Source organism: Caulobacter sp. FV2ye17ST (assembly GCF_058680955.1).
The window spans coordinates 3,214,102-3,238,676 of sequence record NZ_CM178727.1 but is presented as its reverse complement, the minus strand read 5'-3'; the positions used below and the strand labels follow the sequence as shown (position 1 = coordinate 3,238,676).

The following is a 24,575-nucleotide window of genomic DNA, read 5'->3' as shown; positions in this document are numbered from 1 at the left end:
CACCCTGTGCGTGCTGGATACGCAGCCCCGGGCGCTGACGCCGTTGCAGCAGAGTGCGCTGCAGATCCTGGCCCGCCAGGTGATGAGCCAGCTGGACCTGCGCCTGGCCCTGCGCCAGCGCGACGAGGACGCGCGCCAGTATCGCACCCTGTTCGACTCGATGGACGAAGGGTTCTGCATCATCGAGTTCTTTGACGGTCCGCATGGGCCGCTCAGCGACTATACCCACATCGACGCCAACGCCGCCTTTGCGCGTCATGCCGGCTTTCCCGATGTGGTGGGCAAGACGCTGCGCGAGATTGTGGGCGAGGAGGCCGACAGCTGGGCCGAACGCTATGGCGCGGTGCTGCGCACGGGAGAGCCTATCCGGTTCGAGCAGGACCTGATGGCCACGGACCGGCGCCTGTCGCTGTCGGCCTTCCGCATCGAACCGCCCAGCCGCCGGCAGGTGGCGGTGCTGTTCCAGGACATCACCGAGCGCCGCCGGGCCGAGCTGGCCCTGCGCCAACTGAACGAGACCCTGGAAAGCCGCGTCGCCGCGGCCCTGGCCGAGCGCCGGGTTCTGGCCGATGTCGTCGAGGGCACGAACGCCTTCGTCCAGGTGGTCGACAGGGACTTCCGCTGGCTGGCGATCAATGGCGCATCGGCGCGTGAGTTCGAGCGGATCTTCGGGGTCACGCCGAGGGTCGGCGACAGCATGCTGGACCTGCTGGCCGGCCAGCCGGAAAATCTGGCGAAGGTTCGCGCCGTCTGGGCCCGCGCCCTGGCCGGGGAAGAATTTGTCGAGATCGCCGAGTTCGGCGACCCCAGTCTCGACCGTCGCGCCTATGAGCTGCGGTTCGGCGTGCTGCGCGACGACCAGGGCGTCCAGACCGGCGCCTATCAGTTCGTCTATGACGTCTCCGAGCGCCTGCGCGAACAGGCGCGGCTGCGCGACACCGAAGAGGCGCTGCGCCAGGCCCAGAAGATGGAAGCGGTCGGCCAGCTGACCGGCGGTCTGGCCCACGACTTTAACAACCTGCTGTCGGGCATATCCGGCTCGTTCGAGATGATCGGCGCCCGGCTGTCGCAGGGCCGCGCCCACGAGGTCGAGAAGTACATTTCCGCCGGCCAGGGCGCGGCGCGGCGCGCGGCGGCCCTGACCCACCGGCTGCTGGCCTTTTCCCGCCGCCAGACCCTGTCGCCCAAGCCCTTGGTCATCAACCGGCTGATGGTCGAGCTGGTCGAGATGGTCCGGCGCACCGTGGGCCCCTCGATCGCGGTCGAGACGGTCACCGCCAGCGGCCTGTGGCCCGCCCTGGTCGACGCCAACCAGCTCGAGAACGCCATCCTCAACCTGTGCATCAACGCGCGCGACGCGATGCCGGACGGCGGCCGCATCACCATCGAGACCGGCAACAAGTGGCTGGACCGGCGCGCGGCCAGCGAGCATGGCCTCGAGCCCGGCCAGTACGTCACCGTCTGCGTCAGCGACACCGGCGTGGGCATCGAGAAGGCCCTGCTGGACCGGGTGTTCGATCCGTTCTTCACCACCAAGCCCATCGGCGAGGGCACGGGGCTGGGCCTGTCGATGGTCTATGGTTTCGCCCGCCAGTCGCACGGCCATGTGCGCCTCTATTCCGAGGTCGGGCAGGGGACGATGGTCTGCATCTATCTGCCCCGGCACTTCGGCGAGGAAGAGGTCGCCACCCACCACGAGGACCCGCGCGCCTCGCAGGCCGGCGCGGGCGAGACCGTATTGGTGGTGGACGACGAGCCGACCGTTCGCATGCTGATCGTCGACGCCCTGGAGGAGCTTGGCTATGCCTGCGCCGAAGCCGCCGACGGACCGGCGGGCCTGAAGGTGCTGCAGTCCGGCGCCAAGATCGACCTGCTGATCACCGACGTCGGCCTGCCTGGCGGCCTGAACGGCCGACAGGTCGCCGACGCCGCGCGGGTGCTGCGTCCCGATCTCAAGGTGCTGTTCATCACCGGCTATGCCGAGAACGCCGTGCTGAACCACGGCCACATCCAGCCCGGCATGGAGGTGCTGACCAAGCCCTTCGCGGTCGCCGACCTGGCGGGGCGCGTGGACCGGATGCTGCGGGGCGGGTAGGGGGGGCACGCTCCCCGTTGCGGACGTTTTGAAACCCTCTCTCATAGAGAGAGGGAGGGGCCCGCCGCCGGAGGCGGTGGAAGGGTGAGAGGTTTCACCGTTTCCGGAAGGTCCCGATCCCTTCCGCCATTCCCCAGCGAGTTCTCGCCCAACCCCCGGATAAGAACTGGCCACCCGCCGTCTTCGCAGAGCTACTTTCTGAGAGGCTTTAACCCCTCACCCTCCCACCGCTTCGCGGCGGGCCCCTCCCTCTCTCTATGAGAGAGGGGTTCCGAGGGCCGTTCCCCACCCATCGCAGCCCTCCAGTAGGTCCGCTCACGGCGCCGCCGAAACCTCGATTGCCGCCCAGCCCTAGATCGCCACCCGCTTGGCGATGGCGTTGCGGCGCGCGCTGGTTTCCTGCTGCGCTCGCTGGACGGCTTCGGTTTCCGTGGCGTGCAGCAGGTGTTCGATCACCCGTTCCAGGTGGTCGCGCATCGCCTGTCGCGCGGCGGCGGGGTCGCGGGCTTTCAGGGCTTCGAACACGCGGCGGTGCTCGTTGATGCGGGGCTCCAGGCCCATGCCGCGGGCGCGGGCCAGGATGTTGCGGGCCAGGGGCGAGCGGTTGCGCCAGTCCCAGAGGTTCTCGATGGTGGCGATGATCGCGCCGTTGCCGGTGGCCCGGGCGATGATCATGTGGAACTCGCGGTCGGCGTCCTCGCCGGCGATCTCGTCTTCCTCGTGCATGCGCACCATCAGCACCTCCAGCTGGGCCAGCTGGTCATCGTCGATGCTGGTGGCGGCCAGAGCCGCGGCTTCGCCCTCGAACAGGCGGCGGGCCTCGATCAGCTCGAAGGCGCCGATCTCGAAGTCGATCTCGGAGGTCGGGGCCGAGGGGCGCACATTGCCGGTGACATAGATACCCAGACCATGGCGGGCCTCGATCATGCCCAGCATTTCCAGGGCGATCATCGCTTCGCGGAGGGTGGGGCGGCTGACCCCGAACTGTTCGGCCAGTTCCCGTTCGGTCGGCAGGCGGTCGCCAAGCTTATACTGCCCGGCCTCGATGGCCTCGGCCACGGTGTCGGCGATACGGCGGTAGAGCTTGACGTTATCAGCCATGGACGGTGCTTTTAGTCTCGGGTGGCGCGGGCGCCGGTTCAGATCGGTTTCACCTCAAGTATCACGCAGATTCTCGTCCTTCGCTCGCCTTTTCACCGGCGGTTTTGCTGACCGGTCACCAGTCGTGCATCGAGCCGTCCTCGCGGCGGGCTACAGGCAGGTAGGCGCGCTTGTAGGGATGGCCGGCGGCGAGGGTCTCGTCGATATCGACGCCCAGCCCAGGGGCTTCGCCAGGGTGCAGCATGCCATCGTCGAACGTGTAGGCGTGCGGGAACACCGCGTCGGTCTCCGGCGTGTGGCGCATATATTCCTGGATGCCGAAATTGGGGATCGACAGGTCGAAGTGCAGGGCCGCGGCCATGCTGATCGGCGACAGGTCGGTGGCCCCGTGGCAGCCGGTGCGGACGCTGTGCATGTCGGCGAAGCTGGCGATCTTGCGCAGGTGGGTGATGCCGCCGGCATGCACCACGGTGGCGCGGATATAGTCGATCAGCTGCTCCTGGATCAGCTGCTTGCAGTCCCAGATCGCGTTGAACACCTCGCCCACGGCCAGCGGCGTGGTGGTGTGCTGGCGCACCAGGCGGAAATTGTCCTGGTTCTCGGCCGGGGTGCAGTCTTCCATCCAGAACAGGCGATAGGGCTCGAGATCCTTGCCCAGGCGGCCGGCCTCGATCGGCGTCAGGCGGTGGTGGACGTCATGCAGCAGGTGGACATCCCAGCCCAGGCGTTCGCGGGCCGCCTTGAACAGCTCGGGCGCGACGCGCAGGTACTTCTCGGTCGACCACAGGGTTTCCTTGGGCAGCTCGCTGTCGGCTGGTTCGTAGAAGAACTTGTCCTTGGAGACGCCATAGGTTCCCTTCACGCCGGGCACGCCCGACTGCAGGCGGATGGCCTTGTAGCCCTGGGCCGCATAGTCGGCGGCGTTGTTGAGGGTCTCTTCGATGGTCTCGCCGTTGGCGTGGCCATAGACCATCACGCCCGAACGGCAGGCACCGCCCAGCAGCTGATAGACCGGCAGACCGGCCACCTTGCCCTTGATGTCCCACAGCGCCATGTCGACGGCGGCGATGGCCGACATCGTCACCGGTCCCCGACGCCAGTAGGCGCCCTTGTACAGGTACTGCCAGATGTCCTCGATGCTGTGGGCGTCGCGGCCGATCAGGCAGGGAATGACGTGCTCGGTCAGATAGGCCTCGACCGCCAGCTCGCGGCCGTTCAGCGTGGCGTCGCCGACGCCATAGGTCCCATCCTCGGTCACGATCTTCAGCGTGACGAAGTTGCGCCCCGGGCAGGTCACGATGGTCTTGGCGGCGATGATCTTGGACATGGGACTTTCGGGAAGCTTTCGGGACGCGGTCGGGAGGGCGACCAGGATCGGTGACCGGCGCGAGGCGCCGACGGCGTCCAGGTTTTCCTCCCTGACATCGGTTTAGCCTCGGCGGGTGGGTTGTCAACCCAGTGGTCAGACCACTACATGTTCGAAGTCTCGACCTCCACGGCCGCACCCTGGGCTGGAGTTTCAGAAACACCGCTCTCCCAGGCGTTGGCCCGGAAGGACGGAAGAAAAAGTCTGGGAGTGAACGATGCGCCTGCCGACCCTTCTCGCGGCCCTGATCGCCAGTTTCGCCTTCGGGTCCGCCGCCGGGGCCGAGGACGGCCACGATCTGTGGCTGCGCTATCGCCCGGTCGAGGCCGCGACCCGCGCGCCCTACGCCGCCGCGGCGGCGGCCATCGCGCCGGTGGCCCAGACCTCCACCCTGTCGATCGCCCGGACGGAGCTTGAGCGCGGTCTTTCAGGACTCCTGGGGACTGCGCCCGCCGTCGCCGAGGCCGGCAGTCGCGACGGCGTCGTCCTGATCGGCACCCCGGATAGCTCGCCCGCCATCGCGCGCCTGGCCCTGCCGCTGAAGGCCGCTGGCGATGAGGGCTATCTGATCCGCACCGTCAGCCTCGACGGCAAGTCCACCACGGTGATCGCCGCCAACCGCGACATCGGCGTGCTGTACGGCGTGTTCCGCTATCTGAGCCTGATCCAGACCCGCCAGCCTGTGGATAACCTGACCCTCGCCTCCGCGCCCAAGGTCAAGCTGCGGATGCTGAACCACTGGGACAATCTGGATCGCACGGTCGAGCGCGGCTATGCGGGCCAGTCGATCTGGGACTGGTGGAAGCTGCCTGACTACGCCGATCCCCGCTATGCCGACTATGCCCGCGCCAACGCCTCGCTGGGGATCAACGGCACGGTTCTGAATAACGTCAACGCCAAGTCCGTCAGCCTGACCGCTCCCTGGATCGCCAAGGCCGGCGCCCTGGCCGACGTGTTCCGGCCCTATGGCATCCGGGTCTATCTGACGGCCCGCTTCTCCTCGCCCATCGAGATCGGCGGCCTGAAGACCGCCGACCCGCGCGACCCGGCCGTGAAGGCGTTCTGGAAGGCCAAGGCCGACGAGATCTACAGGGTCATTCCCGACTTCGGCGGCTTTCTGGTGAAGGCCAATTCCGAGGGGCAGCCCGGCCCGCAGGACTATGGCGCGACCCATGTGGACGGCGCCAACATGCTGGCCGACGCCATCGGATCGCGCGGGGTCGTGATCTGGCGGGCCTTCGTCTATTCGCATGAACAGCCCGATGATCGCGCCAAGCAGGGCTATTCGGAGTTCAAGCCGTTCGACGGCCAGTTCCGCGACAATGTGGTGATCCAGGTCAAGAACGGGGCCATCGACTTCCAGCCGCGCGAGCCCTTCCACCCGCTGTTCGGGGCCATGCCGAAATCAAACCTCGGCATGGAGTTCCAGATCACCAAGGAATATCTCGGCTTCGCCACGCACCTGGCCTATCTGGGCCCGATGTACGAGGAGACCCTCAAGGCCGACACCATGGCCAGGGGCAAGGGCTCTACGGTCGCCAGGGTGATCGACGGCTCGCTGGACGACCGCAAGCTGACCGTGATGGCCGGGGTCGCCAATATCGGCGTGGACCGCAACTGGAGCGGCTCGCACTTCGATCAGGCCAACTGGTACGTCTTTGGCCGCCTGGCCTGGGATCCCGAGGCCTCGACCCGCGACATCGCCGCCGACTGGGCCAGGATGACCTTTTCCAACGACAGGCGCTTCGTCGAGCCCGTGGTCGGGATGATGATGGGCTCGCGCGAGGCCGTGGTCGACTACATGACGCCGCTGGGCCTGCATCACCAGATGGGCCGCAGCCACCACTATGGTCCGGGCCCGTGGGTCAGCGGCGGCGAGCGCGCCGACTGGACCAGCGTCTATTACGCCAAGGCCGGGACCGACGGCATCGGCTTTGACCGCACCGCCCGGGGCAGCAACGCCGTGGCGCAATATGCGCCGCCCGTGGGGGCCTGCTTCGCTGACCTTAAGTGCGTCGACGAGAAGGACCTGCTGTGGTTCCACCACCTGTCGTGGGACTACAGGCTGAAGTCGGGCCAGACCCTGTGGGATGGCCTGGTCACCCGCTATTCGCGCGGCGTGGCCGGCGTGGACGCCATGGGCGAGACCTGGGCCGACATGGCCCCCTATGTCGACCCCGAGCGCCACGGGCAGGTGGCCGCCTTCCTGAAGATCCAGCGCAACGAGGCCCAGTGGTGGCGCGATGCGTCGGTGGCCTGGTTCCAGACCTTCTCGCAGCGGCCCCTGCCGGCGGGCGAAAAGCCGCCGCCGCTGTCGCTGGAGGCCTATCAGGGGCTCAGCTTCCCCTTCGCGCCCGGAATCTAGCATTCAACGGGGGCAAAGGGCCCGTTCCCGCGATAAATTTTTTTAGCGGAAATGCCCGGATTGAGTATTGATCCATGCCCCGAGCGAGCGGTGGTTTGGGAGTGGTTCTCCCTAATCAGGCAACAGAAGTGTGACTTTCCGCACATTGTTGCAATTTTGAAAAATACGTCGACGTTTGCACTATTGAAAAAATCCAAGGAAAATTCCGCCAATACATTTGTATAAACCGGCGTTATTTGACCCGTGTTCAGATTTTGATGAGTACAGAAAATTTGAAACATGAGATTTTAATTTTGAATTCACCATCGTTTGCGCCGTTATACCAAGAGTCTACTCACGGTTTCAGGCAAACTGCAAAGTATCGGTGAGCGCGTATTGGGGTTGTTAATCTCGCGGTAGCCATTTTTTTCGAGCTTGGTGTGACGAAATGTAACAGTTCCAGAATTGAGTACGGGTGGGGGCTCGTAGACGATGTGGTTTCGGGAGAAGACCCGAGCAGGACGCGCCGAGGGCCGGCGCCTGCGGGAGCTTGAAGGGCTGGCGGCCGCTATGGAGCGATCGCAGGCCATGATCGAGTTCCGTCTCAATGGGACCGTTGTTCGCGCCAGCACGCCCTTCCTGGGACTGACAGGCTATGCGCCGGCCGAGATCATCGGCTGCCCGCACAGCCTGTTCGTGTCGGAGGATGAAGCTGACAGCGCTGCCTATCGCGACTTCTGGCGCGCTCTGGGCCGCGGGGAATCGATCACCCGCAAGGTGCGCTGGTTCGGCAAGGACAGGACCTCCTTCCAGGCCCTGGCCGCCTATGGTCCGATCGTCAACAGCGCGGGGAAGGTCTCCCGCATTGTTCTGTTCATCACCGACCTGACCGATATTCACGCCGAGCAGAGCCGCCCGCGCAGCCCCACGGCGCGCATCGCCGAGCAGGACGAGGTGATTGCTGTCCTGTCAGGCCAGTTCAAGGCGCTGGCGAAGGGCGATCTGTCGACGCGGATCACGGTCCCGTTCGACTCGTCCTACGCCTATGTGAAGGACGAGTTCAACGCGGCGCTGGAGGATCTGGGTCAGACGATGAGCGCGATTTCGGACGCGGCCGGCAGTCTGGGGGTGTCGTCGGACGCCGTGGCCCGCGTCTCGCAGGATCTGTCGCGCCGCACGGACCGGCAGGCGTCGTATCTGGTGGAGGCGCGGACCTCTCTGGCCAAGCTTTCGCTGGCGGCGGCGCGCGGAGCCGAGACCGCCCGCCAGGCGTCGGGAGTCACCGCCGATACCCGCGCCGACGCCGGCGGTTCACGAAAGGTCATGCGCGAGACGGTCAGCCTGATGGGCGAGATCGAGCAGAATTGTAACCGGATCAATCAGACCGCCGCCCTGGTCGATGAGCTCGCCTCCCGGGCCAATATGCTGGCCCTGGTCTCGGGGGTCGAGGCCGGCCGCGGCGTCGCTGCGGGGGGCGGCTTCGCTGTGGTCGCCGAAGAGGTGCGAAGCCTGGCTCAGCGCGCCAATGACGCCGCCAGGGCCATCCGCGACGCCGTGGCCTCCAACCGGACCCAGGTGGCCCGGGGGCTTCGTCTGGTTGGCGATGTCGATGTGTCCCTGGGCGGCATGACGACCCGGATCACCCAGATCGATGGTCTGGTCGCCAGGATCGCCAAGGCGGCGCAGGAACAGGCGGCCGGCCTCGAACAGATCCGGACGGTCATCAATCGCGTCGACACGGTCGCCCAGGACAATGTCGACACCATGGGCGAAGCGGCGGTGGTCTCCAGCAAGCTGATCGATGAGGCCGATGATCTGATCCGGGTGATCAGCCCTTACCGGGCCAATGTGACGTCTCGCCCGACGGCGCGGGTCGCGCTCGCCCAGGCGCACCGCTCCGCGCCGGCGACCAATGCGGTCGCCGAGGCCCAGGCCAGGATCGCCGCCTTTGCCCGCCCCGGCGGCGGCGCCTCGCCTCGGGGACGGGAGGTCGAGCCGGACTGGGCGCAGGATTGGGAACGCGAACAGGACTACCGTTGGGATGGGGCGACGGCGCGGTCAGCCACGGCGGGTTGACCCTCCAGGAGGCCCAGCGGTGGCGTGATGCGTCGGTGGCTTTGGCCCGGACCTTCTCTCACAAAGGCAGAAGGATTTTGCCGCACGCACCTGCGGTTCGCCCGCGCTCTTGCGTCATACCTGTCAGGGCGTCGATGCTGTCGCCGACAGAGGACCTCGCATGACGCTGAACACCAGAACCGCTCTCGCCGCCGTGCTGCTGGCGCTCGCCGCCGCGCCCGCCCTGGCCGCGCCGCTGAACGCCCCGGCCGTGCGCAAGGCCGTCGACGCCCAGCTTGACCGCGACTATCCGGCGCTGGACGCCCTCTACAAGGACCTGCACGCCAACCCGGAGCTGGGCTTTCAGGAGACGGCCACCGCCGCCAAGCTGGCCAAGGAGATGAAGGCCCTGGGCTTCACGGTCACCGAAGGGGTCGGCAAGACCGGCGTGGTGGCGGTGCTGAAGAACGGCGATGGCCCGAAAATCCTGGTCCGCACCGAGCTGGACGCCCTGCCGATGGAGGAGAAGTCGGGCCTGCCCTATGCCAGCCGCGCCCGGGCCACCTGGAAGGGCGAGGAGGTGTTCGTCGCCCATGCCTGCGGCCACGACATCCACATGGCCGCCTGGGTCGGAACCGCCCGCGCCCTGATCGCCCTGAAGGCCCAGTGGAAGGGCACGCTGGTCTTTGTCGCCCAGCCTTCGGAAGAGACCGTCAGCGGCGCGCGGGCCATGCTGGCCGACGGCTTCATCGAGCGGTTCGGCAAGCCCGACTACGGCTTCACCCTGCATGTGGGCGGCGGGCCGGCCGGCGAGGTCTATTACAAGCCCGGCGTGCTGACCTCGACCTCGGACGGCATCGACCTGACCTTCCACGGGCGGGGTGGCCACGGCTCGATGCCCAGCGCCACGATCGACCCGATCCTGATGGCCAGCCGCTTCGTGGTCGACGTGCAGAGCGTGATCAGCCGCGAGAAGGATCCGGGCCAGTTCGGCGTGGTGACCATCGGCTCTATCCAGGCCGGCAGCGCCGGCAACATCATTCCCGACCGCGCCCGGCTGCGGGGCACCATCCGCACCCAGGACGCCGGGGTGCGCGACAAGATCCTGTCCGGGGTCCAGCGCACGGTGAAGGCCGTGGTCGCCATGGCCGATGCGCCGCCGGCCGAGCTGACCCTGACGCCGGGCGGCAAGGCGGTGGTCAATGACGCGGCCCTGACCGAGCGCACGGCGACGGTGTTCAAGGCGGCCTTTGGCGCGAAGGCCGTGCTGCAGACCCAGCCCGGTTCGGCCAGCGAGGACTATTCGGAGTTCATCCTGGCCGGCGTGCCGTCGGTCTATTTCGGCATCGGCGGCTTTGATCCGGCCCTGGTGGAGGCCGCCCGCAAGGACGACAAGCCCCTGGCGACGAACCACTCGCCCTATTTCGCGCCCACGCCCGAGCCGACCATTCGCACGGGCGTCGAGGCCATGACCCTGGCGGTGATGAACGTGGCGGGGAAGTAGGGCTTCCCGCCGCCTTCCAACAACTGTTTGACCGGCTTCGCGGCTTACGTAAGCTCCCCGCAAAAGGGAGCAGACGCACATGGCCAGGGTCGCCGCCAACGGTATCGAGATCGAGTATGACGTCCATGGCCACGACGATGGTGCGCCGTTGTTGCTGGTCATGGGTCTGGGCCAGCAGCTGACGCGCTGGCCGATGGAGATCGTCGAGCGCCTGGTGGGCGAGGGCTTTCGCGTTATCCGCTTCGACAACCGCGACATCGGCCTGTCCACCTGGCTGGACGAAGCCGGCGCGCCGGACATGCCCGCCGTGTTCACGGCCATTGCGGGCGGTCGCAGGCCTGATGTGCCCTATCTGCTCGAGGACATGGCCGATGACGCCGCGGGCCTGCTGGACGCCCTGGGGATCGCGCGCGCCCACGTGGCCGGTGTCTCGATGGGTGGCATGATCGGCCAGACCCTGGCGGCGCGACATCCGGCCCGGGTGCTGTCGCTGGTCTCGGTGATGTCGACGACCGGCAATCCGGCCGTGCCGCCGGCGACGCCCGAGGCGCTGGCCATCCTGTATTCTCGCCCCGAGGCCACCGATATCGACAGCCTGACCGAACACGCCCTGAAGGCCCAGATCGTGATCCAGAGCCCGGCCTGGCCGGTCGACCCGGCCCTTGAGCGTCCCAAGCTGAAGGCCGCCATCGAACGGGCCCACCATCCCGTCGGCATGGCGCGCCAGATGTGCGCCGTGATCGGGTCCGGCGACCGCCGCGAGGCTTTGAAAACCATCACGGCCCCCACCATCGTGTTGCACGGCGACGCCGATCCGCTGGTCCGCCTGGAGGGCGGCAAGGACACCGCCGCGACGATCCCGGGCGCGGAGCTGCGGATCGTCGAGGGCATGGGCCACGACATGCCCCAGGGCGTTCACGCCGCCTTCGTCGCGGCCGTGGTCGCCGCGGCGGCGCGGGCGCGGGCGGCGGCCTAGACGCGCTCGCCGCATAAAAAAGCGGCGCATTCCGGGAGGGGAATGCGCCGCGAATATCACGCGTTCCTGGGAAGCTGGGCGCGCGAAAGGTGGTGAGGGGAGGAATGCCCGCCGCCGCGCGAGAGCACGGCGACGGGGTCGGCGAGACTAGAACTTGCCGCGGATGCCCAGCACGATCTGGCGACCCGGCTGGTAGAAGGTGAAGGCGGCGTTGTCGTACTGGAAGGTGCTGCGCTGCGGCTCCTCGGTGATGTTGATCACGTCCAGGGTCACGCGCGGCGAGGTCGGCAGGTTCTCGAACTGATAGCTGGCCGAGAGGTCCCACTGGCCCCGGGCGTCGGTGCCCAGTTCGGCCAGCGGAATGCCGTTCTGGTTGGGGCCCGACGACACCTGGGCGTCGTTCCAGACATAGGACAGGCGAACCGTCGCGCCGTGCTTCTCGTAATAGCCCGTCACATTGTACGACCAGGGCGAGACGCCCACGGCCTTGGCCGGCGCGCCCGTGCCGCGCGGATTCTGCTCGACATGGGTGGCGTTGGCGGTGAAGCCCGAGCCGTCCAGCAGGAAGTCCAGCGGCTGGACCCAGGTGACTTCCTGGCCCTGGATGGTCAGGACGCCGTCGGCATTGACCTGCTGACTGACCGTCACCGTGGCGGCGTTGGGGCCACCCCGGTTGGTGATGGCCTGCTGTTGCAGGTTGGTCAGCTGGTCGTAAGGCACGCCCAGTTGCAGGAACGGGATGGTGTTGTTGCCGCTGACCGTAAAGCCGGTCAGTTCCTTGCGGAACAGGGCCACGCCCACATAGCCCGCGCCGCCAGTGTACCATTCGCCGCCGATGTCGAAATTGTTCGACAGATAGGGCTGCAGGTTCGGATTGCCCTGGTTGGCCTGCTGGGCCGAGGGATCGCTGAAGGTCGTGCCCGGCAGCATGGCCGACGGGTTGGCGCGGGTGATGGTGCGCGAGGCGCTCATCCGCAGGATGATGTCTTCCTTCAGGTTCCAGGCCGCGTTGAACGAGGGCAGCATGCCGTCGTACTTGGTCACGCGGCTGAGGAACGAGGTGACGCCGTTCACCGTCTGTGGACCCTCGATGGTCTGCTCGGTGTTGTAGTAGCGCACGCCGCCGTTGACCCGCAGGTCGCGCTCCAGCACCTGGGTCACGCCGTTGAACTCGATATAGGCGCCGGTGGTCTTCTCGCGGATGAAGCCCGAGGCCGCGCCCGTAGCGGCCGAGTTGGAGAAGGGCGCCGCCGCGTTGAAGGCGTCATAGTTGGTGGCGTTGAAGAACTTGTCGCGGTCCAGGGTCACGAAGCCCAGCGGGCCTGGCTTGATGTAGCTGGCCAGGCTGGCCACGGGCACGGCCGAACCGGCGCGGCCGTCGCAGGCGGGCACCGGCGCGGGGACCGGGCTTTGCGGGGTGACGCCACCGCCGCCGCAGGTGAAGGTCTGCCAGCGGGCGCTGTTGTCGATGGCGGTGATCCGGCGGCTGACGTCGTCATAGGCGGCGCCGACCTTGAAGTTCATCGCCTTCTCGTCGCCGATGGTCAGGTCGAAGTGAGCGCCCTCGGTGGAGGTGACGCGCTTTTCGTTCTGGATGTTGACGCGGGCGCCGGCCCAGACCCAGCCCAGGTTGGGATCGTTGAGGTCCTTGCTGGACTTGATCGACGGACGGTCGCCGCCGTTGTTGGTGTAGTTGACCGTCAGGCCCTGGCCCAGGGCGTTGTTGAACAGCACGCTGGGGGCTTCGCGGAAGAACACCGAGCGGCTCCAGTTGACCTGGCCGTCCAGCTTGATCCAGTCGTTCGGGCGCCAGGTGAAGCCCGGGTTCAGGTTCAGAACCTCGACGTCTTCCTTGTAGGGACGATATTCCAGGAAGAACTGCGAGTTGAGGAAGGTGCCCTCGGTGACGACGTTGTTGCTGTCGACCTTCACGCCCACCGGGACCATGAAGTTGGAGTTGCGCACCACCCAGTTCATGTCGATCCGCTCGAACTCGCGGCTGGCCTTGGAATACAGGGTGTCGAGGTAGAAGTTCAGAGCGTCGTTCGGGCGCCATTCCAGCGAGACGACCAGCGAGTCGCGATTGCGCTCGCCCGAGCTCCAGCTGTCGCGGCCCAGGCGGGGGATCAGGGCGTCGCTCAGCTGCACCAGGCTGGTGCCCGGGTTCAGCGAGGCCAGCAGGGCGTTGTCGACCGTCTGGCCGGGGGTCAGGCCATTGCCGGTCACGCCAGCCGGCACCGTCGAGGCCCAGTTGAAGCCGTTGCCGCCGGTCGTGTTGCAGCCGGGGCAGGTCATGTTGACGTTGCTCCAGCCGATGGTCTCGAAACCCTCGGTGGTCGACTTGTTGCGGGCGAAGGCTGCGCCGGCCAGGACGCCGAAGTCGCCGATATTGGTCTCCCAGGTCTTGGACGCGATCAGCGAGCCGCGCGGGCTGATGTCGTCGGCCTGGTTGTTCTTGCCGGCCTGGATCGAATAGATCAGCTGGCCGGCGGCCTTGTAGTCGAAGGGCCGGGCGCTGCGCATGTTGACCACGCCGGCGACGCCGCCCTCGACCTGACCGGCGGTCGGGGTCTTGTGGACGTCCAGGCGGGTGAACAGCTCGGTCGGATAGAGATCAAGATCGATTTCGCGGTTCTGGTTCTGGCTGTCGGTGCGGCCCGACGAGGCGACGGCCGCCTGGGCGCCGTTCAGCAGAACCTTGGTGAAGTTGGTGCCCAGGCCGCGAATGGCGACGTTCAGGCCTTCGCCGTTGATCTCGCGGGTCAGCTGCACGCCGGGGATCCGGTTCAGCGACTCGGCGATGTTGGCGTCCGGGAACTTGCCGATGTCTTCAGCGAAGACCGATTCCGTGAACGAGACGCTGTCGCGCTTGGCGTTGGTGGCGTCGGTCAGGCTCTTGCGGAAGCCGGTGACGATCACTTCCTCGACGACGTCGGATTGGGCGGCCGCCGGGCTGGAAGAGGTCTGGGCCTGCGCGGCCAGGCCGATGAACGCCGAGGACAGGCAGGTCGCCCCGATCAGGGCCAGGCGACGACCGGCATTGTGGCGTGCGGATGAAGACATGTTTCTCTCCCCTTGAGACGGCGCTGTGCGCGCTCGTTCGTCCTTGCCCGCTGCCTTGATATGGTAGCGGTCACAGAATGAGAGGGTTACGAGGTAAGGCCTTTTAAGTCAACGTGGTCATACCTTAGAATTGTAGTCTGGTTAGACCATTGTTATCCGAGTGAGGTATTGAGGTCACGGTCAGGGTTTGGGGCGGTTTGGGCGCGCTCGGTGGGCCAGCCACCGGTCAAGGCGATCGCAGAGGTCAGACAAGGCTGATGGGCCGTCTACGCCTTGCCGATCAGTCTCGACAGCATGTCCAGATAGGTCGCGAAGGCCTTGCGCCCCGCCGGCGTCAGGTGGATCCGGGTCAGCGGCTTGCCTTGCGGGAGGAGGGTCAGGCCATCGCGTCGCAGTTGGCCTTGATGAACTCGAAGTGCCCCGGCATCACCTCGGCCGACCGGGCGATCACCGACTTGATCTCGGCCATGCGCTTGCGCAGCTCGTCTTCGCTCATGACCTCGACCATCGGGTCGTAGCCCTTGGGCCGCAGGCCCTGGCCGACCATGACCGCGAACCATGAGGTGTCGTTGAACAGCTCCTCGTTCTCGCGGAAGATCCGGCCATAGCTTTCGAACACCGCCATCTTGTCGGCCAGGTAGTCAGGCACCGGCATCTCGCGCAGATAGTCCCAGTAGGGCGTGTCGTTCCGCTGCGTGGCCTTGAAGTGCAGGATCAGGAAGTCGCGGATCTTCTCGTATTCGAAGGCCATCACCCGGTTGTAGCGATCGATGTCGGGCTGGCGGAAATCGCGGTCGGGGAACATGGCCAGCAGGCGGGCTATGCCCACCTGGATCAGGTGGATCGACTGGCTTTCCAGTGGCTCCATGAAGCCCGCCGCCAGACCGATGGCGACGACGTTGCGGTTCCAGCTCTTCTTGCGGCGGCCGGCCTTGAAGCGGATTTGGTTGGGCGCGGCCAGGGGCTCACCGTCCAGATGGGCCAGCAGATAGGCGGTGGCCTCGTCTTCGCTGATATGGGCGCTGGAATAGGCATAGCCGTTGCCCAGGCGGTGCTGCAGCGGGATGCGCCACTGCCAGCCGGCGGGGCGGGCCGTGGCGCGGGTGACCGGCGCCATCGAGCCGCCCAGGGCGCAGGGCACAGCCACGGCGCGGTCGTTGAGCAGCCACTGCGACCAGTCCTCGTAGCCCGTCTCCAGGGTTTGTTCGATCAGCAGGCCCCGGAAGCCCGAGCAGTCGATGAAGAGGTCGCCGTCGATCACGTCGCCGCTCTCCAGCGTGACCGAGGTGACAAACCCCGTCTCGCCGTGCTGCTGCACCGAGGCGATCTTGCCCTCCTGGCGCACGATCCCGCGCGCTTCGGCGTATTCGCGCAGGTACTTGGCGTAGAGCCCCGCGTCGAACTGGAAGGCGTAGGCGATCGAGCCCAGCGGCGAATTGGGCTGGCCGTTGGGCCGCATGAACTTGTGCTGGCGCGCGGCCAGAGCGTTCAGCGAATAGGCGCCCAGATCGTCTTCCTCGCCCAGCGCATGCAGCTTCAGCCAGTAGGCGTGGAAGGACACTGCCTCCATGTCGATCCCGTAGGGGCCGAAGGGGTGGTGATAGCTGTGGCCGATCTGTTTCCAGTCGACGAAATCAATGCCCAGCTTGAAGGTGGCCTTGGTCTTGCGAACGAAGTCGTTCTCGTCCAGGCCCAGCATGCGGTTGAAGATGTTGATCTGCGGGATGGTCGACTCGCCTACGCCCACCGTGCCGATGGCCTCGGACTCCACCAGGGTGACGCGGGTCTGGCCGTCGCGGGTCAGGAAGCGGCCCAGGGCGGCGGCGGTCATCCAGCCGGCGGTGCCGCCGCCGACGATGACGACCTTGCGGAGACGGTTGACGCTGGTCATCGGGCTTTCTCGAGGTCGGGCGCGGCGCAGTAGCGGGCGATGAAGGCTTCGTGGGTCGGCAGGGCCTCTGCCGTCTGGCGCACCAGGGCGGCCAGGCGCTGCATCTGGCCGCGCACCAACTGCGCGTCCAGGGTGTCGACCAGCGGGTCATAGTTCCGTGGCCGGATGTTTTGGCCCAGCATCACCGCGATCCAGGAGGGCTCGGCGAACAGGTCATAGTCCGACTGGAACAGGCGGCCCCGCGCGGCGAACAGGTCGATCTTGCGCTGCAGGGTTTCGGGGATCGCCATATCGCGGGCCCTTTGCCAGTAGGGCTCGGGACGCTCATTGGCCTTGAAGTGCAGGATGATGAAGTCGCGGATCAACTCGGTCTGCAGGATGGTCAGACGATTGTATTCGGCGATCTCGACGGGGTCGAAACCCTTGTCCGGGAACAGGGCCAGCAGCTTGGTGATCCCGGCCTGGATCATGTGGATGCTGGTGCTTTCCAGCGGCTCCAGGAAGCCCGAGGCCAGGCCGATGGCGACGCAGTTCTTGACCCAGACCTCCTTGCGGCGGCCGGCGCGGAAGCGGATGAAATTGGGCTCGGCCCGAGCCGGCCCGTCCAGGGTGGCGCGCAGGCGGGCCACGGCGTCGTCATCGCTGATGTGCTGGCTGGAATAGACATAGCCATTGCCGGTGCGGTGCTGCAGCGGGATGCGCCAGCGCCAGCCGGCCGCATCGGCCGTGGCGCGGGTATAGGGCGTCAGGCCGTCGCCGCCGGTCTCGCACGGCATGGCGACGGCGCGGTCGTTGGGCAACCAGTGGCCCCAGTCCTCGAAGCCCGTATCCAGCGCCTGTTCGATCAGCAGGCCCCGGAAGCCCGAGCAGTCGATGAACAGGTCGGCCTCGATCACCGCGCCGCCGTCGGTGGTGACCGAGGTGATGAAGCCGTCCTCGCCGCGCAGGGACACATCGACGACCTTGCCCTCGCGGCGGATCACCCCGCGCTTTTCGGCATAGTCGCGCAGGTAGCGGGCATAGAGGCCGGCGTCGAAATGGAAGGCGTATTTCAGGCTCGACAGCACCTGGCCCGGGTCCTTGCTGGGCAGCATGAACTTGCCCAGCTTCGCCGCCGTGGCCGACAGGTTGAAGTCGTCGAGGGGCTGGGTGGAGCCCTGGCTCTGGGCCTTCAGCCAGAACTGGTGGAACTTGATGGCCTCGATATCCAGGCCAAAGCCACCGAACGGGTGGAGGTAGCGCGAGCCGGGCGCGGTCCAGTCGACGAACTCGATGGCCAGCTTGAAGCTGGCCTTGGTGGCCCGCATGAAGTCGGCTTCGTCGATGCCCAGGATCTGGTTGAAGGTGTTGATCGGCGGGATCGTCGCCTCGCCGACGCCGACGGTGGATATGGCGTCGCTCTCGATCAGCGTGACCTCGACGCCCTTGAGCACCTTGGCCAGGGCGGCTGCCGTCATCCAGCCGGCCGTGCCGCCGCCGACGATCAGGACCTTGCGGACGGGATTGCTGTTCATGGGGCCACGCGCGCCAGCGCCGCCGCGTGGGTCGGCGCCCGCTCGGCCGTCTGGCGGAAGATCTGCCGCATGCGGTCCAGGGTCATGCGCGCGCGCTCCAGCGGCATGCGGTCGGCCAGCGGATCGTAGCGGCTTGGCAGAACCCCGTGACCGATGAACGCGGCGATCCAGCTGGGCTCCAGGAAGGTCTCTTCGTCATACATCACCACCCGGCCGCGGCTCTCGAACTGGGCGATCCGATAGGCCAGCTTTTCGGGAACGGGGGCGTCGCGGCCCAGGTCCCAGATCGCGCCGTCGCGGCGTCCGGCGCGACGATAGTGCAGGATAGCCATGTCGCGGACGCGCTCGAAAGTCTCCCCGCCCAGGCGGTTATATTCCTCGGCGGCCACCGGCGCGCCGCCCGGCCGGGGGAAGAGGGCGATCAGGCGGGTGACGCCGCTCTGGATCAGGTGGACATCGGCGCCGTCCATGGCCTCGACCATGCCCGCCGCGCCGCCGATGGCCACGCAGTTGCCGACCATGGCGCGGACCCGCCGGCCGTTGCGGATCGTCATGAACCGGGGCTCCGAGACGTCCTCGGCGGGCAGGCCGGTCCGGGCCGCCGTCACGGCCGTCGCGTCGCTGGTCAGTTCGGCGCGATAGGTCAGGCCGACGTCCAGCCGGTCGCGCAGCGGAATGCGCCAGCGCCAGCCTTCAGCGATCGCCTCGATCTCGGTAAGGGGCGGGGCGTCGCCGTGGACCGGCGCGGCGATCCGTACGGCGCGGTCGGCGGGCAGCAGGGCCGACCAGTCCTCGAACGGCTCGTCGCCGATCAGCAGGGTGGCGGGGCCGGTGCAGTCGACGAACAGTTCCGCCTCGACGCGCTCGCCGTCGGCCAGCAGCACGGCGGTGATGTGGCCGGTCTGGCCGTCGCGAACCACCTCTGCCACCTCGCCGGCGCTGGCGGCCACGCCGCCCTGCAGGGCCAGCCGCCGCAGCACGTCCACATAGAGACCGGCGTCCAGGTGCAGGCCATAGGTCAGGGTCGACAGGGGCGAGCGCGGATCGGGGTCGGGGCCCGCAAAGCGTCCCAGCCGCGCGATGACGGCGGCTAGGCTGTAGTCGTCCAGCGGCGTGGCGTCGCCGGCCTGGCGCAGGCGGGTCCAGTAGTGGTGGAAGCCCACGCCCTCCAGACTGGCCCCGATCTCGCCGAAGGCGTCGCAGAAGCTGGCGTCCGGGGTCCAGCCGCTGAACCGCGTGCCCAGCCTGTAGGTCGCCCGCGTGGCCGCCATCAGCGCCGCCTCGTCCAGCCCCAGCAGGGCGTGGAACGACCGCAGCGAGGGCAGGGCGGAGAGCGCGCCGGTCACGACCGCCCCGGTCTCGACGACGCGGATCGCGGCCTTGGCTCCCATTGGGCCACCGGTGGCGCGAGCCAGACCGGCGGCCGTCATCCAGGCCTCGACGCCGCCGCCGATGATGGCGACCCGACCCAGGGGAGGGGCCGTCATGCCGCCCCCCGCGCGTCGCAGAATTTCTCGATAAACGCCTGATGGTCCGGCATGCTCTCGGCCGTGCGCCGCACCGCCGCCTTCAGCTCGGCCAGCTTGCGGGCGGCCTCGACCGGATCGACGGCGTCGGCCATCGGGTCGTAGCCTTGCGGCAGGATGTTCTGGCCCAGATAGACCGCCAGCCACGAGGGCTCCAGGAAGAAGCCGTCGCGATACTTCACCACCATGCCCCGGTCGCGGAACAGGTCCATCTTGTAGGCCAGGCTGTCGGGGATGGGGGCGGCGGCCTTGTCGCGCCAGAAGGCGGAATCGTCGCGCTGGGTGGCGTGATAGTGCAGCACCAGGAAGTCGCGGATCCGCTCGAATTCCAGGTCCATGACGCGGTTGTACTCGTCCTGGTCGGCGCCGGCGCAGCCGCGCTCGGGGAACAGCTCCAGCAGGGTGGTGATGGCCACCTGGATCAGGTGGATGCTGGTGCTTTCCAGCGGCTCCAGGAAGCCTGAGGCCAGACCGATGGCCACGACATTGCGGTTCCACTGCTTCCTGCGACGGCCGGTCGTGAACCGCAGGAAGCGCGGATCGGCCTGGGCCTTGCCGTCCAGCTTCGAGACCAGCACCTGGGCGGCCTCGTCGTCGCTGATATAGCTGCTGCAATAGACATAGCCGTTGCCGACCCGGTGCTGCAGCGGGATGCGCCAGCGCCAGCCGGCGTCATCGGCGGTGGCGCGGGTATAGGGCGTGGGGGGCTCGACGGAGTCGCAGGGCACGGCGGCGGCGCGGTCGCAGGGCAGCCAGTGGGTCCAGTCCTCATAGCCGGTCTTCAGGGCCTGCTCGATCAGCAGGCCCCGGAAGCCGGAGCAATCGATGAAGAGGTCGCCTTCGATGCGCTGGCCGCTTTCCAGGGTCACGGCCTCGACGAAGCCGTCCTCGCCGCGCAGCGAGACATCCAGGATCTTGCCTTCGGTGCGCCGGACGCCCCGCGCCTCGGAATAGGCCCGCAGGTACTGGGCGTAGAGGGCCGCGTCGAACTGGTAGGCATAGGAGAAGGTCGAGCCCAGCGAGCGGGGATCGGGGGAGGGCGGGGCGAACCTCTTCAGGCGCGCGGCCACGATCGGCAGGCTGTAGGCCTCGATGCCGTCGGCCTCGCCCCGGCCTCTGGCTCTCAACCAATGCTGGTGGAAGGCCACCCCGCCAATGGCCTGACCAAAGGCGCCGAAGGGGTGGATATAGCTCTCGCCCTTGCGGCCCCAGTCGCGAAACTCGATGCCCAGCTTGTAGGTGGCCTGGGTCCTGCGCATGAAGTCGGCCTCGTCGAGACCCAGCCTGGCGTTGAAATTGCGGATGTGCGGCACGGTGGCCTCGCCGACCCCGACGATGCCGATCTCGGCCGACTCGACCAGTTCGATGGCGACGGACGAGTCGCCCAGAACCGCGCTCAGGCCCGCGGCGGCCATCCAGCCGGCGGTTCCGCCGCCCACGATGACGATCCTGCGGATGGCCTCGCCCCTGACGCCGTTCTGTTCCATCCCCTGCTTCCTCCGGCCCCGTCTGTGCGGGGCTGTTACGCGAAATGACCACCGGGACAACGTAAATTGACAACGCTGTCGTCCAGCGTCATCCTTATGTCATCCGGATGGCAAGCTCCGGCTCACGCGGCGCGGGCGCCGGGAGAAACCTTAGGTAGAATGGATGGTTAGGCGTTCTGTCGTGTGAACGACGTTTCGCCTCTCCTCCATGTTTCCAGGGTCTCTCCCCGTGCACAGCTACGTGAGCCTCGTAGGCGTTGCAACGCTTGACAGCCGGTGTTCCGTCATATGATCTGACCGACAATGGTCACGGTAACATGACCAATGGTAGCGCTAACGTGCGCTATCAGAAAAAGAATGGGGAGGTGATCCAATGGGCTCTTTCAAGGAGTCGTCCGCGCAGCGCGGGCAAAATTCATTCATGTCAGGTCTGAAGTGCGGTGCGTCGGCCGTGGCGCTCGGCGCCGCGCTATTCGCCGTGCCGGCGTTCGCCCAGGCCCAGACCAAGACCGATGACGCCGTCGCCGTCGACGAAGTCGTGGTCACCAGCATCCGCCAGAGCCTGAAGAGCTCGCAGGCGCTGAAGCAGTCGTCCGACATCATCGGCGACTCGATCACCGCCGAAGACATCGGCGCCCTGCCGGACCGGTCGGTGACCGAAGCCCTGCAGCGCGTGCCCGGCGTGTCGATCAACCGCTTCGCCGCGGGCGTCGACCCTGACCACTTCTCGACCGAAGGCAGCGGCGTGGTCGTGCGCGGTCTGAACTTCGTGCGCTCGGAACTGAACGGCCGCGACAGCTTCACCGCCAACAACGGCCGTGGTCTCAGCTTCGCCGACGTCCCGTCCGAGCTGATGGGCGGCGTCGACGTGTTCAAGAGCCCGTCGGCCGACATGATCGAAGGCGGCATCTCGGGCACCGTCAACCTGCGCACCCGCCTGCCGTTCGACAGCAGCAAGCGCCTGCTGTCGATGTCGGCGGAAGGCAGCTATGGCGACATGTCCAAGGCGCTGACGCCGACCTATTCGTTCCTCTACAGCGACCGCTTCGACACCAGCGCCGGCGAGTTCGGCCTGCTGCTCAGCTACGTCAATTCCAAGCTGGAAACCCGCTCAGACGCCATCCAGGTGTCGAACTTCGGCTGCCGCACCAATCTGGGCGCCGCCGCCGCCGATTGCGGCAACGGGACCAAGGGCGTGTGGTTCCCGCGTGGCGCGGCGTTCCGCTCCACCGACACCGAACGCGAGCGCGAAGGGCGCGCGGCGGCCGTCCAGTGGAAGAGCAACGACGGCACCATGCAGGCCGCGTTCCAGTACCTGCGCTCGGAATCGACCAGCGACACCAGCGAACACGCGATGGAAATCGCCACCGACAACGTCGCCGGCAACGGCGACTCGCGTTCGGTGGCCGGAACCACCTTCACGTTCGATGATCGTGGCGTGTTCACCAACGGCGCCATCACCGGCACGACCGGCTGGCGCGCTGACCAGAACGGCACGGACCCGCGTGCGCCGATCGACGGCCTGCAGTCGAACAATGTTCGTCGCGACGAACATACGGTCAATGTGACCAGCGACTACAGCTTCAACTTCAAATGGACGCCCAACGACCAGTGGGGCTTCCAGTTTGACGCCCAGCATGTGGATTCCGAGGTCGACATGCTCAGCATGGGCATCTGGGCGTCCACGTTCCAGAATGCGTCGATCCAGCTGAACGGCAATGACCTGCCGACCGTGGCCTTCACCCTGCCGGGCAATGGCCTGACGCCGGCCACCTGCCTGACCTACAATAACAACTGCCCCTCCTACGGTCAGGGCGTTCACAACAATCTGAGCGACCCGTACAACACCTTCTGGCGCTCGGCGATGGACCACATCGAGCAGTCGGAGGGCACCGAGGACGCCGTCAAGTTCGACGTTGAATACAAGTTCGGCGACGACACCTGGTTCGACTCCGTCAAGGCTGGCGTGCGCTGGGCCGAGCGCGACCAGACCACCCGCTTCTCGACCTATAACTGGGGCGTTCTCAGCGAGATCTGGGGCGAGGGCGGCCCGGTGTGGCTGACCGACAAGATCGACGGCGTTCCTTCGGCGCCGTTCGGCTCGACCGGAACCGACAGCACGGCCAAGGCCCTGCTGAACGGCTTCCCCAACTTCATGCGCGGCCAGACCGGCCTGCCCACCGGCACCGACTCCCGGCTGTTCTACGGCAGCAACACGGCGGTCAACTACAAGGACGCTTCGGCCTTCGCGCTGTCGGTCGGCGACGAATGGCGCGCCCGCAACGGCGCCAATGGTTGCGCCCAGAACTGGGTGCCGCTGGCCATGCGATGCAATGTCGTCGCCGGCACGCCGTTCCTGCCGCAGGAAATCAACCCGATCAACGAGGTCAACAAGGCCGCCTACCTGGTCACCCGCTTCAAGGGCGATATGGGCGCGGCCCGGGTGAGCGGCAATATCGGTCTGCGTTACACCGCCACCCGGCGCGAGGCCGACGGCTTCCAGGCCTTCCCGAACGCCAACTTCGCCACCGACGCCGAGTGCGCCGTGGTGCCGGTGGGGGAGACGCCGACGCCGTTCTGTCAGCTGACGCCCACGGTTCGGGCCGCGGCTCGCCGCTGGGCCAATGGCGCGGTGAACCCCAGCACGGCCAAGGCCGACTTCAACTACTGGCTGCCCAGCTTCAACCTGAAGGTGGCCATGCCCGGCGGGCTGCAATATCGCCTTGGCGCGTCCAAGACGGTCACGCCGCCTGAAATCGGTCTGACCCGCAACTACTATAACCTGGCCATCAACACGAACGCCGACGGCATCAGCGGTGGTCAGCCCAGCGGCAATGTGACGGTGGGCAATCCCTTCCTGAAGCCGACCAAGTCGACCAATCTGGACGCCTCGGTCGAGTGGTACTTCGACTCCGTCGGCTCGCTGACCTTCGCGGCCTTCTACAAGGAGCTGACCGACGTCGCCACGAACACGACCGCACGCATGCCGTTCACCAACAACGGCGCGACGTTCGATGTGCTGGTCACCACGCCGGGCAACTCCGACACGAAGGCCAAGGTCAAGGGCTTCGAGATCGGCTACCAGCAGTTCTACGACTTCCTGCCCAAGCCGCTGGACGGCTTCGGCATCAACGCCAACTACTCCTACATCGACAGCTCGGGCGTGCCGCAAAGCACGCTGTCGGCGACCGACCCCGACGTGGCCGCCGGCCGCGTGACGACGGTCGACACCAGCAAGCTGCCGCTGCAGGGGCTGTCCAAGCACAACGCCAACTTCGCGGCCATCTACGAGAAGGGTCCGATCTCGGCCCGTCTGGCCTACAACTGGCGTTCGGACTTCCTGCTGACGGTCCGCGACGTGATCGTGCCCTTCGCGCCGATCATGAACGAGGCCACCGGCCAGCTGGACGGCTCGCTGTTCTACACGGTCAATCCGAAGATGAAGATTGGCGTGCAGGGCGTGAACCTGCTGAACGAAACCACCATGACCAGCCAGATCCTGAACAACGAACTGCTCAAGACCGGCCGCTCGTGGTTCATGAACGACCGTCGCTACACCTTCGTGGTGCGCGCGAGCTTCTAGGTTTCGACGGCCGCGCCGGCCTGGTCCTCCCTGGGCCGGCGCGACTTTCGAAAATGGGCTCCGCCTCGGG

Annotated in this window: 13 protein-coding genes; 6 read left to right on the top strand and 7 right to left on the bottom strand. The window is 66.9% G+C overall.

What is annotated here, in order from left to right:
• Positions 1–82: 82 nt before the first annotated feature.
• Positions 83–2,095, top strand: a complete 2,013-nt coding sequence (locus ACW17V_RS15470; RefSeq protein WP_492108813.1) for a PAS domain-containing protein — start codon at positions 83–85, stop codon at positions 2,093–2,095.
• Positions 2,096–2,446: 351 nt separating this feature from the next.
• On the opposite strand, the gene ACW17V_RS15465 is transcribed toward ACW17V_RS15470, so the two are convergent.
• Together ACW17V_RS15465 and manD are read right to left on the bottom strand one after the other, a co-directional pair.
• A complete protein-coding gene (locus ACW17V_RS15465) occupies positions 2,447–3,196 on the bottom strand; it encodes a FadR/GntR family transcriptional regulator (RefSeq protein WP_492105947.1) in 750 nt (249 codons plus the stop codon).
• A 115-nt stretch (positions 3,197–3,311) separates the two neighbouring features.
• Positions 3,312–4,523: a D-mannonate dehydratase ManD gene (gene manD / locus ACW17V_RS15460; protein ID WP_492105946.1), complete on the bottom strand. Its 1,212-nt coding sequence runs from the start codon at positions 4,521–4,523 to the stop codon at positions 3,312–3,314.
• A gap of 256 nt (positions 4,524–4,779) precedes the next feature.
• Here manD and ACW17V_RS15455 point away from each other — a divergent pair, with 256 nt between their 5' ends.
• From ACW17V_RS15455 to ACW17V_RS15440, 4 genes are all read left to right on the top strand, one after another.
• Positions 4,780–6,927, top strand: coding sequence for an alpha-glucuronidase family glycosyl hydrolase (locus tag ACW17V_RS15455; protein WP_492105945.1), 2,148 nt, complete (start codon positions 4,780–4,782; stop codon positions 6,925–6,927).
• A 567-nt stretch (positions 6,928–7,494) separates the two neighbouring features.
• Positions 7,495–8,982, top strand: a complete 1,488-nt coding sequence (locus ACW17V_RS15450) for a methyl-accepting chemotaxis protein (protein WP_492105944.1) — start codon at positions 7,495–7,497, stop codon at positions 8,980–8,982.
• A gap of 160 nt (positions 8,983–9,142) precedes the next feature.
• Positions 9,143–10,465, top strand: coding sequence for an amidohydrolase (locus ACW17V_RS15445; RefSeq protein ID WP_492105943.1), 1,323 nt, complete (start codon positions 9,143–9,145; stop codon positions 10,463–10,465).
• A gap of 79 nt (positions 10,466–10,544) precedes the next feature.
• Entirely contained in the window at positions 10,545–11,441 is an 897-nt protein-coding gene (locus ACW17V_RS15440) for an alpha/beta fold hydrolase (RefSeq protein WP_492105942.1), read from the top strand.
• A gap of 147 nt (positions 11,442–11,588) precedes the next feature.
• Here the strand turns inward: ACW17V_RS15440 and ACW17V_RS15435 are convergent, their stop codons facing one another.
• The 5 genes from ACW17V_RS15435 to ACW17V_RS15415 form a co-directional block, all read right to left on the bottom strand.
• Complete coding sequence (locus ACW17V_RS15435; protein WP_492105941.1) at positions 11,589–14,504, bottom strand: TonB-dependent receptor; 2,916 nt, start codon at positions 14,502–14,504, stop codon at positions 11,589–11,591.
• 376 nt (positions 14,505–14,880) lie between these two features.
• Positions 14,881–16,395, bottom strand: coding sequence for a tryptophan halogenase family protein (locus tag ACW17V_RS15430; RefSeq protein WP_492105940.1), 1,515 nt, complete (start codon positions 16,393–16,395; stop codon positions 14,881–14,883).
• Complete coding sequence (locus ACW17V_RS15425; RefSeq protein WP_492105939.1) at positions 16,392–17,909, bottom strand: tryptophan halogenase family protein; 1,518 nt, start codon at positions 17,907–17,909, stop codon at positions 16,392–16,394. The genes ACW17V_RS15430 and ACW17V_RS15425 overlap by 4 nt, the downstream gene beginning before the upstream one ends.
• Positions 17,906–19,396 carry a tryptophan halogenase family protein gene (locus ACW17V_RS15420; protein WP_492105938.1) on the bottom strand — a complete coding sequence of 497 codons (1,491 nt, stop codon included), beginning with the start codon at positions 19,394–19,396 and terminating at the stop codon, positions 17,906–17,908. The genes ACW17V_RS15425 and ACW17V_RS15420 overlap by 4 nt, the downstream gene beginning before the upstream one ends.
• Complete coding sequence (locus tag ACW17V_RS15415) at positions 19,393–20,922, bottom strand: tryptophan halogenase family protein (RefSeq protein WP_492105937.1); 1,530 nt, start codon at positions 20,920–20,922, stop codon at positions 19,393–19,395. The genes ACW17V_RS15420 and ACW17V_RS15415 overlap by 4 nt, the downstream gene beginning before the upstream one ends.
• Positions 20,923–21,343: 421 nt before the next feature.
• Here ACW17V_RS15415 and ACW17V_RS15410 point away from each other — a divergent pair, with 421 nt between their 5' ends.
• Positions 21,344–24,505: a TonB-dependent receptor gene (locus tag ACW17V_RS15410; protein ID WP_492105936.1), complete on the top strand. Its 3,162-nt coding sequence runs from the start codon at positions 21,344–21,346 to the stop codon at positions 24,503–24,505.
• Positions 24,506–24,575: the final 70 nt, after the last annotated feature.

What these genes read in the sequence shown, in the direction of transcription:
- ACW17V_RS15470 (WP_492108813.1), top strand. Translation starts at nt 83, where the DNA reads ATGAGCCAGCTGGACCTGCGCCTGGCCCTGCGCCAGCGCGACGAGGAC.
- ACW17V_RS15465 (WP_492105947.1), bottom strand. Translation starts at nt 3,196, where the DNA reads ATGGCTGATAACGTCAAGCTCTACCGCCGTATCGCCGACACCGTGGCC.
- manD (WP_492105946.1), bottom strand. Translation starts at nt 4,523, where the DNA reads ATGTCCAAGATCATCGCCGCCAAGACCATCGTGACCTGCCCGGGGCGC.
- ACW17V_RS15455 (WP_492105945.1), top strand. Translation starts at nt 4,780, where the DNA reads ATGCGCCTGCCGACCCTTCTCGCGGCCCTGATCGCCAGTTTCGCCTTC.
- ACW17V_RS15450 (WP_492105944.1), top strand. Translation starts at nt 7,495, where the DNA reads ATGATCGAGTTCCGTCTCAATGGGACCGTTGTTCGCGCCAGCACGCCC.
- ACW17V_RS15445 (WP_492105943.1), top strand. Translation starts at nt 9,143, where the DNA reads ATGACGCTGAACACCAGAACCGCTCTCGCCGCCGTGCTGCTGGCGCTC.
- ACW17V_RS15440 (WP_492105942.1), top strand. Translation starts at nt 10,545, where the DNA reads ATGGCCAGGGTCGCCGCCAACGGTATCGAGATCGAGTATGACGTCCAT.
- ACW17V_RS15435 (WP_492105941.1), bottom strand. Translation starts at nt 14,504, where the DNA reads ATGTCTTCATCCGCACGCCACAATGCCGGTCGTCGCCTGGCCCTGATC.
- ACW17V_RS15430 (WP_492105940.1), bottom strand. Translation starts at nt 16,395, where the DNA reads ATGACCAGCGTCAACCGTCTCCGCAAGGTCGTCATCGTCGGCGGCGGC.
- ACW17V_RS15425 (WP_492105939.1), bottom strand. Translation starts at nt 17,909, where the DNA reads ATGAACAGCAATCCCGTCCGCAAGGTCCTGATCGTCGGCGGCGGCACG.
- ACW17V_RS15420 (WP_492105938.1), bottom strand. Translation starts at nt 19,396, where the DNA reads ATGACGGCCCCTCCCCTGGGTCGGGTCGCCATCATCGGCGGCGGCGTC.
- ACW17V_RS15415 (WP_492105937.1), bottom strand. Translation starts at nt 20,922, where the DNA reads ATGGAACAGAACGGCGTCAGGGGCGAGGCCATCCGCAGGATCGTCATC.
- ACW17V_RS15410 (WP_492105936.1), top strand. Translation starts at nt 21,344, where the DNA reads ATGTCAGGTCTGAAGTGCGGTGCGTCGGCCGTGGCGCTCGGCGCCGCG.